The sequence below is a fragment of the Aporhodopirellula sallentina SM41 genome (assembly GCF_000346505.1).
In the GTDB taxonomy this organism is placed as follows: Bacteria; Planctomycetota; Planctomycetia; order Pirellulales; family Pirellulaceae; genus Rhodopirellula; species Rhodopirellula sallentina.
This window is the reverse complement of the sequence record NZ_ANOH01000058.1, coordinates 1-13999: the sequence shown is the minus strand read 5'-3', so window position 1 is coordinate 13999 and position 13999 is coordinate 1. Positions and strand designations below refer to the sequence as shown.

12 protein-coding genes are annotated in these 13999 nt (G+C 56.7%); 6 read left to right on the top strand and 6 right to left on the bottom strand.

The window, feature by feature from the left end; all coding sequences use genetic code 11:
- Positions 1–1411, bottom strand: a 1411-nt coding sequence (locus RSSM_RS03060) for a S1 RNA-binding domain-containing protein (RefSeq protein WP_044300825.1), incomplete at its 3' end; no start/stop codon positions are given.
- Between the two features lie 411 nt (positions 1412–1822).
- Between RSSM_RS03060 and RSSM_RS03055 the strand changes: the two genes are divergently transcribed.
- From RSSM_RS03055 to RSSM_RS03045, 3 genes are all read left to right on the top strand, one after another.
- Entirely contained in the window at positions 1823–2350 is a 528-nt protein-coding gene (locus tag RSSM_RS03055; protein WP_008674361.1) for a hypothetical protein, read from the top strand.
- Positions 2347–3444, top strand: a complete 1098-nt coding sequence (locus RSSM_RS03050) for an AEC family transporter (protein WP_008674360.1) — start codon at positions 2347–2349, stop codon at positions 3442–3444. The genes RSSM_RS03055 and RSSM_RS03050 overlap by 4 nt, the downstream gene beginning before the upstream one ends.
- 352 nt (positions 3445–3796) lie before the next feature.
- Complete coding sequence (locus RSSM_RS03045; RefSeq protein ID WP_008674359.1) at positions 3797–4012, top strand: hypothetical protein; 216 nt, start codon at positions 3797–3799, stop codon at positions 4010–4012.
- 164 nt (positions 4013–4176) lie between these two features.
- On the opposite strand, the gene cls is transcribed toward RSSM_RS03045, so the two are convergent.
- The 3 genes from cls to RSSM_RS03030 form a co-directional block, all read right to left on the bottom strand.
- Positions 4177–5634 carry a cardiolipin synthase gene (gene cls, locus RSSM_RS03040; RefSeq protein ID WP_044300824.1) on the bottom strand — a complete coding sequence of 486 codons (1458 nt, stop codon included), beginning with the start codon at positions 5632–5634 and terminating at the stop codon, positions 4177–4179.
- A 92-nt stretch (positions 5635–5726) separates the two neighbouring features.
- Positions 5727–7244, bottom strand: a complete 1518-nt coding sequence (locus RSSM_RS03035) for a DUF1254 domain-containing protein (protein WP_044300823.1) — start codon at positions 7242–7244, stop codon at positions 5727–5729.
- A 20-nt stretch (positions 7245–7264) separates the two neighbouring features.
- Positions 7265–7981, bottom strand: a complete 717-nt coding sequence (locus RSSM_RS03030; RefSeq protein WP_008674354.1) for a TetR/AcrR family transcriptional regulator — start codon at positions 7979–7981, stop codon at positions 7265–7267.
- Between the two features lie 624 nt (positions 7982–8605).
- Between RSSM_RS03030 and RSSM_RS33000 the strand changes: the two genes are divergently transcribed.
- Positions 8606–8905, top strand: a complete 300-nt coding sequence (locus RSSM_RS33000) for a hypothetical protein (RefSeq protein WP_144059528.1) — start codon at positions 8606–8608, stop codon at positions 8903–8905.
- A 317-nt stretch (positions 8906–9222) separates the two neighbouring features.
- On the opposite strand, the gene RSSM_RS03015 is transcribed toward RSSM_RS33000, so the two are convergent.
- Positions 9223–10563 (bottom strand): Lpg1974 family pore-forming outer membrane protein, encoded by a 1341-nt coding sequence (locus tag RSSM_RS03015; RefSeq protein ID WP_236620903.1) that lies wholly within the window; start codon positions 10561–10563, stop codon positions 9223–9225.
- A complete protein-coding gene (locus RSSM_RS03010; RefSeq protein WP_008674346.1) occupies positions 10560–12263 on the bottom strand; it encodes a tryptophan halogenase family protein in 1704 nt (567 codons plus the stop codon). Before RSSM_RS03010 ends, RSSM_RS03015 begins: the two co-directional genes overlap by 4 nt.
- A gap of 503 nt (positions 12264–12766) precedes the next feature.
- Between RSSM_RS03010 and RSSM_RS03005 the strand changes: the two genes are divergently transcribed.
- Entirely contained in the window at positions 12767–13141 is a 375-nt protein-coding gene (locus RSSM_RS03005; protein WP_008674342.1) for a response regulator, read from the top strand.
- Positions 13142–13475: 334 nt separating this feature from the next.
- On the top strand, positions 13476–13994 hold the full coding sequence (locus RSSM_RS03000; RefSeq protein ID WP_008674340.1) for a chemotaxis protein CheX: 519 nt from the start codon (positions 13476–13478) through the stop codon (positions 13992–13994).
- The last annotated feature ends 5 nt before the right edge of the window (positions 13995–13999 follow it).

The window sequence follows — 13999 nt, the reverse complement described above, 5'->3', positions numbered from 1 at the left end:
ACACGCGGTGGTTTGCCAGTTCACTGATGTGGACCAGACCTTCCACGCCAGCGGTGAGGCGAACGAAACAACCAAAATCCGCGATTTTGGTCACGACACCGGAGTGCACCGAACCGGTCGCGAACTGACTTTCGGCGGTGTCCCAAGGGTTTTCGAGGAGGTCACGATACGACAAACCGATCTTTCCGGTTTGCTTGTCGATCTTGTCGACTTTGACTTTGACCTTTTGACCTTCTTTGATCACATCGCTCGGGTGTTTGATCCGTTCCCAGCTCAGTTTGCTGACGTGGATCAAACCGTCGAGTCCGCCGAGGTCGACAAACGCGCCGAAGTCCCGGACGCTGCGAACGGTGCCTTCGAGGATGTCTCCTGCTTCGATCTGTTCGAGTTGTTCTTGGCGGCGGACTTCGCGTTCGCGTTCCAAGATCGCACGCCGGCTGACGACGAGGCTTCCGCGTTTGGCGTTGGCTTCGGTGACCAAGCAGACCATTTTTTGATCGACAAACTCAGAGAGGTCCTCGACGCGGTACTCGGTCACTTGACTGATCGGCATGAAACCGCGGACCGATCCGATCTGGCATTCCAATCCGCCGGTGTTGTGCCCCGTCACGAGCACCTCGACGACGGAGCCTTCATCGATGTCATCCCAATCGCTGACTTCGATCGCTGCGCCGGGCAGCGTGCAGGAATACAGCCCTTCTTCCCGGTTGAATCCGCGAACCAAAACTTCCACGTTGGCTCCCGGAGCCGGCTCTTCTTCGGTGAACTGTTCGAACGGGATCGTACCTTCGTCCGGCCCGCCAAGAGAGACGAACACGGTGTCTTCTTTGATTTTCAGAACCTTCGCCTGCACCCGCGATCCTTCTTCGAGCGGTTCGCGTCGATCGGGCAAACCCGCCGTGCCGCCGTAGAACGCGTCCAAATCCGCATCGGCGAGCGACGCGTCGAGTTCCGCCTGCAGGTCATCGGTCAAACCGTGGCGGATGTTCGGCACGCTGACCTTGCCGGGCTTGGGCACTTCGATCTTGCGAGCCTGCGTCACGTCTTGGTCCGACTCACCGGCGAGCCGTGGACGAGGCGACTTTTTCTTGCCGCTGTTTTTGCCTCCCGGTTTCCCGCCGGGTTTCGACTGCGTACGCTCGAAATCTTCCGTCGAAACGGCAGCCGGCGATTGAGGTTTGGCGACGCCGAGTCCGCGTGCTGCCAACGGGCCGCTGCCGATTCGCGGCAACGGAGCCTTTGACTTTTTCGACTCGCCTCCCTCCGGCGTGGATGGAGCCGGGGTCGATTCCACGTTCGTTTCAGGCGAAGCGGCCGCCTCAGGCGAAGGCGAAACAGCCTCGGCGGGGGCGTCCGCGGAAGTGGATTCGGACGTGGGGCGGTTGGAATCCGGGTTCTCGGTCACTGACATGTTCTGGCGTCGGCGGGCAAGGGCATGGGAAAGGCATGAGATTGGAGCGAACACTCGTGGAACCGCCACAGATCGGGCTACAGCCCTTCGTCGCGGAGGTGCACTCGTCACAGCGAAGCACTCCCGTAGGTGCCGTACGATGTCGTCCATCCGGACGTTGCGACGCGAGCGATCTCGTTCAACAATCCGCAGTCTAGCAATCCGGTGGCTCAACCGGTAGCCTTCCCGAAAAACCCGAGCAAAACACGCCCTCGGACAGCGGCGGGTTTCCGGCGACCACGGCAATCGGCCGCCACCGCCCATGAATCCCCAGGCACCACGACACACCAAATTCGGCCATCAAATTCCGCCGCCAACCCTGCGGACCTCCGCTCCCCGACATAACCCGCCCTGATTCCCCCTCATCGAACCATGCCTCAATTCGACGATTTCTTTGCATCGGCAGCGAACCAGTTTGCACCGGAATTGCGATCCGCGATCGAATCCTCTTCGATGCCGGGACTCGCGGACGGACCGTTCGACGCGGCCCTCGCGCAACAACTCGAATCCGCAAACGCATCCAGTTTGCAAACCCAATCCGGCCAAATCCCAGCCCCGCCGTTGGTCGTATCCGGATTGTGGTTGCTCGCCGGCGACCTCGACCGCAGCCACTCAATCAGCCAGAACGAACCCTCCGCCCAGGGAAGTTTTTGGCACGGAATCATGCACCGCCGCGAAGGCGATTACTCCAACGCCGCCTATTGGTTCCGCCGAGTTCGATCCAGCCCCGTGTTTGATTCGCTCTGCGAAATTTATCCGGATCAATACAGCGACCCGTTCGACTTCAACGACTCCGTTGCCGCCGCGGTACGTCACGACAACGAGGAAGCGATCGTTTCGCTGCAACAGATTCAGTGGACCGAATGGCAATTGCTGATGCAGGAATGCATGCCCTCATGATCGAGTGGCTGGCCAACCTGTACGGACTCGGTGGTGTTTCGTCGCCGTCGCCCCCGGCGTCGTCGATTTTGACCGATGCATCTTTCTGGGTTCGGTTCGGCCAGATCGTCAGCAGTGTGCTGGGCGTCTTCCTGATCATTGCCGCCGGAGCGTTGTGTCGATCTCGCAAATGGCTTTCGGCGGAAGCCGACTTTTCCCTCGCCAAGATCACCGCCAACGTCTTGATGCCGGCGCTCTTTCTCGACCGGATCCTCAACGACGAAACACTCAACTCGATTTCCACCGCCTGGTTGCCACCGGTGATCGGGTTCGGGTTCACCGCCGCGGGCATGTTGGTCGCGTGGATGATCGCCAAAACGATCGGCCCGTGGATCGGATTGCACTCGGACAAACAACAGCGAGCGTTTTCGCTTTGTGCCGGCATCTGCAACTACGGCTACATCCCGCTCCCGCTGGCGCAGATGTTTTACCCCAACGCGGAGGTGGAACTGATTCTGCACAATGTCGGCGTCGACATGGCGATGTGGAGCGTTGGGATCGCCATCATCTCTGGCGGCGTTAACGCGCCGAACGCTTCTTCGTCGAAACCACGCTCCAACGTCTCGCGATGGATCGGCACACTGGCCCCGGCGATCACCAGCCCACCGATCGTTGCCGCGACTCTCGCCGTGGCGACCCGCGTTCTCGGTTGGGATGTCTACGTCCCCAGCGCTCTGATGAAAACGATCAGCATCCTGGCGGCCGCCTCGATCCCGATGGGGCTCATGCTCAGCGGCGCGATCATCATCGACTTCCTCAAAGCCGCTCAGTGGAATGGGGCCACACCACTGATTCTGGCATCACTCGGATATCGGCAACTGCTGATGCCACTGGGAATGCTCGCGTTCGCCGCCACGGCATTGACGCAAACAGACCTCCAACAAGTCATGCTACTGCAAGCAGCCATGCCTTCGGCGGTCTTTCCGGTCGTCCTGACTCGCCTCTACCACGGCGACACAACCACGGCCCTACGAATCGTACTTTCAACATCCATCGCGGGACTCTTTCTAATCCCACTGTGGATGTCGCTCGGCGCGTGGTGGCTCGGCGTTTAAGTCGAAGGCCCCTCAATCGCGGCCGGTGATTTTCGCATCGCCCCAACTCGCTCGCCCCAACTCGCTCGCACCATCGACCTCGAAAGTCCATTCTGGTTCCGTACAGGCGCCACGCTGACAGGCAGTAGCAACCGGAATGGTTTTGCTGACGTTAGCCCCCGCAACACCATCGGGTTGCTTCGGACCGAAGGAGAGGTTGATGGAACCAAGGTCGTTGGTGACGGACTTCCTCGCCTTTGCTCACTAGGAAGCGAAAGAACGGAAAAACGTTGCTGGTCGAGGACTTCGATGTATTGCAACCCACCGGGACGTGTCCGTCGCAGTTCGGCAGCAGTAGCAGCGAAAGTCCGCCTTGACCCAGATCCGGTCCACTCGGCTCGATGTTGGAAAGAGTGCGTTGGAAAAAACGGTGACGATCTACGATCCGGGCACGCGAGTGCTTCTTGTCAACCGTGGTCTCGAAGACAGCAGCGACGTGACCATCGACAACATGAACCACAACCCAAAACGGAAGGAGGCCAGTTCATTTGCCGTGATGCTTGGTCCCGGTGAGGCACCCGAGTGTTGAGAGAGCAACTACGTGCGTAACTGCCGGACTGCGACTGCTTCCGCTACATCTATGTCAATCTGTTCCCTCGATGTTAGTTTTTTCCGTTGCTATTGATGGTGGCTACGACCTCCTGTCGCAGTCACTTGTATCTGCTGCGGTTGGAAGCCGCAGCCGCTTTAGCTCTACAGCACGGGTCCCAACATGGCGACCGTATTGTCAATCAGTCTTCGACGCCAACTCCACTGCCCAACCGTCTCGACATTCACTTGGCTGGACCGCGAGATGAATTCCTGCTGCCGCCGACGCATCTCCGACGTCATGGTTGGGTCGTAAAACAAGATGTTGTTCTCGTAGTTCAGCTCAAAACTGCGACGATCCATGTTGGCCGATCCAATCAACGTGACTTCTCCGTCAAGCGTCAATGTCTTGGCGTGCAGCAGGCCGCCTTCAAACTCAAACACTTTGACTCCTGCGGCTAGCAGATCGTCGTAGTAGCTTCGGCTTGCCGCGCCCACGATCCACGAATCGTTGCGTGCGGGGAAGACGATCGTCGTATCGACGCCACGCCGGGCGCTCGCACAGAGCGCCGTCTGCATCGGCTCGTCGGGAACGTAATAGGGCGTCGTAATCACCAACTCGCGGCGAGCCGTATACATCAACAGTTCGAATATTTCCGGCATCGCGGAAGCCCGAACCGTCGGCCCCGTCCCGATCACCTGGGCAGGAAAGCCAGAAGTCGTCGCTGCTTCGCTTGGTTCACGCAGCAGATCACTCAGGTCTTCGTCCACTTCGCTCATCCAGTCGCTGGCGAACAGGAGTTGGTTCTGCTGAACGATGGGTCCTTCAAAACGCATCATCACGTCGACCCAGGGTGCATACTTTGCTTTGACAAGGAACTCGGGATCGGCACAGTTTTGGCTGCCGCAATACGTGATTCTGTTGTCAATGACCGCGATCTTGCGATGGTTTCGCAGATCAATCCGGCCTCGCAGCGGTCGCAACAAGACATTGCCAAGCGGAAGCGTGGTTGCCAGATGGACTCCAGCGTTCTTCATGGCTTGCCAATGCTCCGATGCAATCATCGTCCGTGAACCCAGGTCGTCCGCCATCGCACGGCACGTGACTCCACGCTGGACTGCCCGCTTGAGCGCTTCGGCAACCTTGCGTCCGTTGTTGTCCGGAAGCCAGATGTAGAATATTAAATGGACATGCGAAGTGGCCGCATCAATGTCTGCGACCATCGACTGGATCGTGGAATTGGAGTCCTGCATCAACGTCGCCCGATTGCCTCCGACAACATCGAATCCGTTGACCGATTTCCCCGCTTGAAAGAGATGCACGTAGTGCTGTGGCACATCCGCGGAATGGGTTCCGGCACCATTATCGGTACTCATTCGCAAGTTCGATAAACGCGCCACCACCTTTTTTAACCGCTCGATACGCGATCGTCCGACATTGGTTTCGCCCAATAACAGGTAGACAATCATCCCAACCACGGGAGCCGCAACAATGACGACGATCCAGGCAATACGCGAGGCGGGCTGGCGATGAGGTCTCAGGAGCACCCGCACGACGAGTGCAGCCTGCAACAGAACGTGCGCAGCTGTCAGCAGAACGGTAGTGAGTAACGCGGTGGTCATTCTGTCAATTTTTACTACAAGCGAATCGTGACTGTGGCTTCCAACCGCAGGAGATTGAATTTGAATACTGGGGCTGGAAGCCCCAGCCGAGATTACTCCACCACTTCCGGATCGCTGGGCTTCCAGCTCTTGTCGTAGAAGGGTTCCAGTGGACCGTAGAGGCGGAAGATGGTGTGCCAACCTTTGCCAGGCACGGATTGAATCCAGTTGTTCTTCATTCCCTCCGGAGGCTTCGGGCTGAAGTAAATGTCGTAGGAACCGTCAGCATTTTTCTTCAATCCTTCCTGGTTGTTGTCCAGACCAGGGAACTGCTGGTCGGTTTGCAGCATCGATCGAGTTTGAGTGTCGTAAATCGTGAACGACCAGAAGTCTTTCGCTGGCACGTTGGGCGGCAAATGAATCTTGTACGTCTTGCTGCCGTCCAGTGCGTTCCCGTCTTTGTCTAGGTAAGCGATCAGGTACTGCGATCCCTTGCCGACATTCTTGACTGACATCGCGGGCGTGATTCCGGTCGCGTAGAAGTGCATGTAGATCCTCGAGTCGATCAATCGAACACCGTCAAGCAAGAAGTCATAACGGCCCTGGATGAAAGGGTTCGTCCAAACTCGCTCTCCGGGATACACATACAGTCGCTGATCTCGGGGACGCGCCGTTAATGCTCGGGCAGTCACAGCCGCAACATTCGCGGCATCGGTGAGAATCTTTTTCATCCGTGGATCAGGATCGAAAGCTTTCCCGTGCTCGATCCCGATCGTTGCCAGCCAACCGAGGATCTCGGGATCCAATGCATCGACCGGCTCACGCTGTATCACTTCATTGAGCTCTTCCCAGTACCCGTAGTCCATGCGGTGAATCGTGTTGTGAAACTTGCCGGACACATTCACGAAATTCATCGCGGGCGGATCATCTTTTTGCGAAAGCGAATAGACTCGAAACTGATTCTTCGTCGCATCCACTGCGGTTTTGGTAGAACCATCGACTTGAAAGCCCCGCCACAGCACCCAGTTGCCATGCGTTTCGGTGCGAGCGACGTGGTAACCCTCCGGCACTTCGCCCTTGTACCCGGGCGGTAGGATCAGGAACTTTCCGCCCTTCCCCTTGTCGGGCCCGGCGTTGCCAAAGTCTGCCACGTATTTGAACCACGCATCGTCGATTAACCCCAACACGTTGGGAGGCGTCTCCAACACCATCGGTTCATCGCCCAATTCCAACCACATCGCCATGTAGACCGAAACCGTGTTCGGGGTCAGCCAAAGCGCCTTCGAATCCATGAGGTCTTCAAACAACAACGCGGTGCGATTCGCCGGGCCGAAAGTAAGCAGCCCTTTCCGCATCGCATCCATCGAGGAGATCTGGATGGTCGACAGATAGGCCTGCGTCGCGCGTTGGAAATCGAGGTTATCAAACACCCGCTGAGTCGTCTTGGCATCAGGAACACCATCCAGTGAACGCAACGTCCCCAAAGGCGTTTCCAGTGTGTCCGGCGTGGCAATTCCCGGCGGAATCTCCGTGGTCATTTTCATCTTGGGTGCCTGCGCATTTCCGGTCGAAGCAATGCTTAATCCGACCAAGAGCGCCAGCGTTGACGCGACTGCCGTTTTGCGTTTCATGTTCTTACCCATTGAATTGCCTAAGAGTTTTTTGAGCTTGATGTCTTCGTACGTTTCGCTCGGCGTCCTGAGGCAGAGGTGGCTACCTTCTCTTCGCCATAGAGCGTCGAGATCCACAATCGAAGGATCGCGTCCTTAACGGATTCTCGGTTACCACGCGGTCGGCGTCCAAACTGGTGGATCAGCAAGTAAGCATCCATACGGTTGAGCGCAATCGCGACTGGCCGAGCCTCAAAGGGTTTGATCAGCCCGGCGGCTTGATGTTGCTCAATTCGAGCCGTAACGGCATCGTCGAAATCCTGCAGAAAAGCCTTCCACGATTTTTCCAATCGTTCATCCATCGGAGCCGCATCGGCAACGGCTCGCAAAATTGGTCCACGCTTGTAACAAACGCTGACCAAACCGGACATTGTTTCTTCGAGCAACCTAACCGGGTCTCCTTCACCCTCGAGCCAGCGCGAGGCAACCACAAAAATATCTTCTTCGAGACTACGCAGCAGAGCTTCCATCAATTCATGCACGTCACTGAAGTACTGATAGAACGCTGACCGACTGATGCCGGCTATCAACATCAATTCCTTGATCGTCAAATCACGAAACGGATGAGTCCACAGGAACTCCAACGCGCCATCAAGGATTGACTGCCGCGTACGATCCGACTTACGCAATTGCGACACGGCATCGGTACCGTCGCGGCGGCTTCCTTGAATTGGTTTCTTGACCTTTTTTGCTGACATAGTGTCAGTTCTTGCTGACACGGCGTCAGAAAACAAGAGTCTAAGTGGAAAGTTTCTAGGATTTACTTGATGCGTTACTTCCTGAAGAGTCGCCGGACCTTTGAGGGCATCCGATCGTGCGGTTCCGCACATTGGAATTCGGAGACAACAAGCGATGGCGCACCGGACAACTATGTCTGAACGGTTCGCCTTTGTCTTTCTTCGACTAGTTCAAGTTCGGCTCTGCCTGAAAACGGCTATAGGTGAGAATCCGCGGGTGCTACGATCCGAAGGAAACGGCCGATCATCGCAAGCTTCACCATCGAGAGATAGTTTCGCGCCGGCTTCTCAAAGCGAGTCGCGACGCGGCGGCATTCTTTCTACCTTCCGATCATTTGTTCGATGACGCCGCGTCGCCGATAGGTCGGTTTATCGGACTCGACCAGACGTGCGCTGCGATCTTCGTTTTTCCTTGAAGGGATCACAGGATCAGCGTGCTGTTCGATCAGCCACTCATCAACCCATTGATATCGGTGGCCTTTGTCGCCAGCGAGTTTGGAGGGGAGATAACTTCACTCGACTCGGTGCCCGTAATTTTCGCAGACTCCGAAACGCCAGGTAAACGCGGGCTTAAGTGCTGAGCGAATGACGTTCATCGATTCGCCCGTCTTCCAGTGTCTGGACGTCTTCCAAAGCATCGTTCCTGTCGCCGTGTTGGGTCAGCTTCCGGTGTGCGTGATGAATATCCCCACACTCTCTGCTTCAGCCCCCCGCTACTCTTGGACGCTAGCACACCTGGGAACACCTCAACGAGTCGCGGTTGCCCCAGACGACAACCAGCAAAATCGGGTTGACTCGCTATTCTTCGCCAACAGGAAATGGGAAGATCCCAGAAAACGCCGCTTCTATCGCGACGCGAGCGTCACCGGCGGATCGAGCGAGTAGCAAACAGCATCCGGACTCATTGGCTTTCACCGGGCACCCGGAACTCCCGTCGCGACGACCTGTTGCCTGTCAGCCAGTTCATACTTGACAGTTGCCCGCCAAATCATCGACGAACGTCCCAAGCAATTCTTCTTGTCGGTTCGTCCCAACATTGTCGTTCGCGTGCTTTCGGTTCGCCTCGTGGTTGAGCGCGTACTCGGAAACCCTCCGTTGGGCGTGCGCGCTGAAGACGTCAATGTCTCCAACACGCAGCTAAAACAACGTGGTTGTTCGAGAAATTCAGACCGTCAGCGGAGTGAAGCTGATCTGATCGAAGCCTAGTAACCGGCTTCCACTGCGACGCTCAGGCCGAAGAAGCTCAGGTCATCATCGAGCGGGCTGTCCGTCGACAACCCGTGGTCAGGACCGGTGAAGACAGCGGTCGGGTTGGCACCGCCGATACCGCCAAAGTGCTGTGCTTCCATCGCTACTCGCATCGCCAACCAATCAGCGGGCACATACTCGATTCCAAATTTCAGTTCGGCACTGGTCGCCATCGCGTTGGAAAGATCGCTCCAGTCTTCTACACCAACGGCGTTCAAATTCTGCAGCAGATTGTTGGCGGTGTCGACAACGGCGTATTCTTGGTTGCCGAACAACAACGCTCCGCGGGCATCCGCGAACAACGACAAACGGTTCAACGGCAGTTGATGCGTGAACCGCATCGCGACCGAAGGGCCGATGCCGCGAAATTCAGTCTGCGCGAAAACATCTTCGTCGGACGCAATCGCCGCTTGATTGGTCCGCGCCAGGTAGCCTTGTTTGATCCGAGCGTACCGAAGCCCCGCGAAGAGATCGATCGGCAAACTCAGTGTTCTTTGCACTTCCATGTCGATCACATCGGTGCGGATCGAACTGCGAAAGCTACCGTCTTCGACAAAGCCGACTCCCGTGACCACGTCACCGTCCTCGGCCAAATAGCCTACCGTTGCCCAGTTCCCAGTCGGAATGATTCCATTGTTGGCGTCCGCGTAGAAACTCGCCGAATGGTCAAACTGCCAGTACCGCATCCGATACCCGAGTTTGCCGGCTGCCGGCATCACGCCGAACTCGATGCGAGGACTATGTTCGAGCTTCCACGGGAACATGACCTGTGAATAGCCCTCGTCGGTTTCAACCAACAATGCTGACGTGTTGCTTTGCACCGGTTGCACAATCACGCTTTCATAGGTCGCGAAATAACGTGGCTTCTTCCGGCCGCCGAACTTCATGGGGCTATTCAACTGTGCCCGCAATTGCCCGATTTCCATGTGCTGGGCCGAGAGTTGCGATTGCAGATCGGCGAGTTGCAATGAAACCGGATCAATCGCTTCGTATTCCTCGAAGCCCACCGTTTTCAGCGTGTCATCAAACACCGGTGGAAGATTCTCGACGTTCTTCCGACCACCAGCGTATTCTTTGGGGGCAGCCGTTTTGGTTTCGTCGGCGTCCTGTGAATCTTGCATGCCGAGCAAGCTCTCAAACTCCTCCGCCGTGATTTCTTGAGCGTGGACAACATTGCTGCCTTGCCCTTGCAAGAAAGACACGAGAATCAATCCCCATGCGAGGACCATCGGCCACTTTGCAAGACAACTACCGCTGTCACTTTTCATCGGGGTTAGCTTGTAAGAGATCGTCATGACAGCAGATTCGCAGTGGGAGGGTAAAGTTTAGGAGGGAAATGGGTGGCATCATCGCGATCGTCACACGTCGTTTTGACACCGTGGATGGATTGAATCAGAGCGTCGTGCGCCGGCAACGCGGCACATAATTCTCGATGACTCGCACGAATCGAGTCAAAGATCACGCTCGGGTGCACGGGTTGGTACTGCCCTGCGGGAACACCGGGAATGGCCGGACTTTCGCCTGGATGCCCGAACTCGTGCGTGCCCGCACGAACCCCGGCGGGGCTCAAGATGAAATGGTGATTGGCTTCCGCAAACGTTGGATCTCGCTGTGGCAGTCGCACACGTCCGGTCGACACATATTCGTCAAGCAAACCACGCAACGATTCAGGTTGATCAACGGTGGCGGCGTCAATCCAGAAGGGTGTATCTCGCCGCCGCGATACCACATAGTGCATCAAGACGAAATCTCGAACCTGCCGATAAACCTCGGTCATCCGACCGTTGAAGGTCGCGTGATCAAAATGTCCGGCATGAAAGGCGAGCGGAGTTGCCGGCGGCAAACACTCAAACAGTTCATCCAACGCTCGCTGCACCAAAAAGATTCCCGTCGATTCGAGCGGCTCGACAAACCCGGCCGACAAACCGATCGAAACACAATTGCCGATCCACTGTCGAGGCCGCATTCCAATTCTCATCGGTACGGTTTTCGCCGAAACCATGTCAGGATCCGCACCGACCAACGCACATAACTCGCTCTTGGCCGCTTCATCACTGATGTGCTTCGACGAGAACACATAACCACAACCAGTGTTCTCGGCCAACGGAATTTGCCATGACCAACCGGCGTTCATTCCGGTACTGATCGTGTACGGAGCCAGGGCACGGCGTCCGACGTCGACGGCCCCGTCGTCTTGTTGACTGGTGTTCCCCGCGATGCGAAAGGTGATCGCGCGGTCGCATATGAGTTGTTCCGACCAATCCTCCCACGGCGAGTTCATTGCGTTCTCAATCATCACGCTCGCAAACCCAGTGCAATCCACATACAGATTGCCTTGGAGGGGTGATCCATCGGCGAGGCACAAGCACGCGATGTTCCCGTGCTCGTCGAGAGGTGCGTCTTCGACATCACCGACGCGATGCTGGACGCCTTCGGCCAACGCGACTTCGCGAAGGAAGACAGCGAGCTTTCCCGCATCGAGATGAAACGCGTAGTTCTCTGCGATGCTCGGCATACCCGGTTGCCGCGGGCCACAACCGTGGTCGCACAACTCTTTCTGAAAACTGTAGTCGGTATACTGCGAATCGTTCGGCAGCCACCCTTCCCTGACACCACGTTGCCAAGCATGAATCAAGTCCACGCCCTCGATCGAGCAACCGCAGATACCAAACGGGTGCCAGTAGCGGTGAGAGGGCTCGATCCAATCATCGAAACGAATCGCCAATTTGTACGTGGCACCGGTTCGACGGATGAATTCATCCTCGTCGATGCCCATGTTCTCGATCCAGTCGACCATCGCGGGAATCGTCGCTTCGCCCACTCCGATCGGCGGGACACGGTCAGACTCAACGACGGTAACCCGACATCCCACGCGTCGCTTGAGTGTCGCTGCGCTCATCCATCCCGCGGTACCACCGCCGACGATGACAATGTGGCAGTCGTGCGGTTCATCCTGCTCCGGGAATATGGTGCCAAGTTGCGAACTCGTTCTCATTCGGCTGCTCTCTTTCGGCCCGAAAACGGAATGCGGTTCGCGAAAACGATCGATCGCCGTTGCGATTGCATGGAACCGTTAAATTCCGATCGCACATCCGCCTCGGCGTTGTGCACGCCGGGTGGTCGCAGTGTCGTCGGATTGAATTCAAGGGGGGCAGTCATACACCGGGGAGTAGCAAATCTTGGTGGACGCCGACAGACAAGTTTCAAAAAATTCACGCGTCGAATCGCCGCAATACAAACAGCAAAATCGAAAAACGCGCAATTTGCACCTAGGTAATTTCACTCAGACGCCGGATTCTGCGAACCGTGCCGTGTTTGGCGACCTTCGTGCCGGAACCGTGCATTTGTCAACTAATTCTGCCGACAGCCCTCGGTGAATCGGCCTAAGTTTTCAGCAAGGGAGAGACACGCGGCAACGTGACAATCGTTGCCATCTCCAAAGGAGGTCTCCCCGGATTGCCCCATTTCTACAACTTGATTAGCTGCGAGATTCTTAGAATGAAAGTTTTGTTGGTGGATGATTCCGGTGTCATGCGAAAAATCATCGCACGCGGTCTCAACAGCCTGTGGGTTGACGACGTCGTCGAAGCGGCCGATGGCGTCGAAGCTGTCGCGAAGTTCGGAGACGGCGAGGGCTTTGACCTGATCCTCACCGACTGGAACATGCCCAACATGAACGGCCTCGAACTCGTCAAGACGATTCGCGGCGGCGGGCACAAACTGCCCATCATGATGATCACGACCGAATCGGAGAAGGCGCAGGTGATGCTGGCCATTCAGGCTGGCGTGAACGACTACCTCGTCAAACCGTTCGATCAGGACACGTTGCAGCAAAAACTCGAACGCGTCCTTCCGTGCCCGGCGAACGCATAACCCACCCCGAGCCACCACGTCACCGGCGGCCGTTCGTTTCTCGTACCGGAACAGATCGCCGCTGGTGGTGCGACAAAGCCTAGTCGTGGTGTAGCGAAACTCGCCGACGAATTGTCAATTTACCAGACCGCAGCGCAAGCAAAGGATTACAGGCAAACACTCGCTTGCGCATCGGGCTGGTGAATCACCGAAGGTCTTGGCAACTATCGCTACGGCCTTGAGCCCGAAATTTTGATCGTGACGCACCGCTAGCGAATTCAGCTATTGGGATCGGGCATTTCCAATCTCAAAACGCAATCAATTCACCTATCCCCATTTATCAATCATCGATGCCATGGCTACCCTCTCTCTCGATCTCGAAAGTGTGATCGCCGACGCGGTTGATTCATCAATCCGCGAAACGTTCTCATTGATGGTTGGACAGGAAATCTCGCAAGTTCAAACTGACCGCGTTGTCGAGAAGACGCCATCGGTGCGTCAGTACGACGTTCATCAGACGACGAAGTATGACGAAGAGATCACCGTCGTCGTCGGGCTCAGCGGTCAACTGCAAGGCAGCGTCAGCATTTGCATGGGACTCGCATCGGCACTGCGATGGACGGAGAGTCTTATCGACCACCATTCCGACACGCTCGATCAAACCGTCATCGATGCGGTAGGGGAACTTGGCAACATCGTGACCGGCGGAGCGAAGCGACGTCTCGAAGACCACGAACTGCATCTCGGTCTGCCCCACGTGATGCTCGCCGGGCGGTCACGACTCGCCTTCCCAAGTTCCTGCGATCCGCTGCAAATCGATTACGACTTTGGCGGTCACGAATTGAACGTATTCGTTTCACTGACCGCCGTTTAGCAGGG

What these genes read in the sequence shown, in the direction of transcription:
- RSSM_RS03055 (WP_008674361.1), top strand. Translation starts at nt 1,823, where the DNA reads ATGCCTCAATTCGACGATTTCTTTGCATCGGCAGCGAACCAGTTTGCA.
- RSSM_RS03050 (WP_008674360.1), top strand. Translation starts at nt 2,347, where the DNA reads ATGATCGAGTGGCTGGCCAACCTGTACGGACTCGGTGGTGTTTCGTCG.
- cls (WP_044300824.1), bottom strand. Translation starts at nt 5,634, where the DNA reads ATGACCACCGCGTTACTCACTACCGTTCTGCTGACAGCTGCGCACGTT.
- RSSM_RS03035 (WP_044300823.1), bottom strand. Translation starts at nt 7,244, where the DNA reads ATGAAACGCAAAACGGCAGTCGCGTCAACGCTGGCGCTCTTGGTCGGA.
- RSSM_RS03030 (WP_008674354.1), bottom strand. Translation starts at nt 7,981, where the DNA reads ATGTCAGCAAAAAAGGTCAAGAAACCAATTCAAGGAAGCCGCCGCGAC.
- RSSM_RS33000 (WP_144059528.1), top strand. Translation starts at nt 8,606, where the DNA reads ATGACGTTCATCGATTCGCCCGTCTTCCAGTGTCTGGACGTCTTCCAA.
- RSSM_RS03015 (WP_236620903.1), bottom strand. Translation starts at nt 10,563, where the DNA reads ATGACGATCTCTTACAAGCTAACCCCGATGAAAAGTGACAGCGGTAGT.
- RSSM_RS03010 (WP_008674346.1), bottom strand. Translation starts at nt 12,263, where the DNA reads ATGAGAACGAGTTCGCAACTTGGCACCATATTCCCGGAGCAGGATGAA.
- RSSM_RS03005 (WP_008674342.1), top strand. Translation starts at nt 12,767, where the DNA reads ATGAAAGTTTTGTTGGTGGATGATTCCGGTGTCATGCGAAAAATCATC.
- RSSM_RS03000 (WP_008674340.1), top strand. Translation starts at nt 13,476, where the DNA reads ATGGCTACCCTCTCTCTCGATCTCGAAAGTGTGATCGCCGACGCGGTT.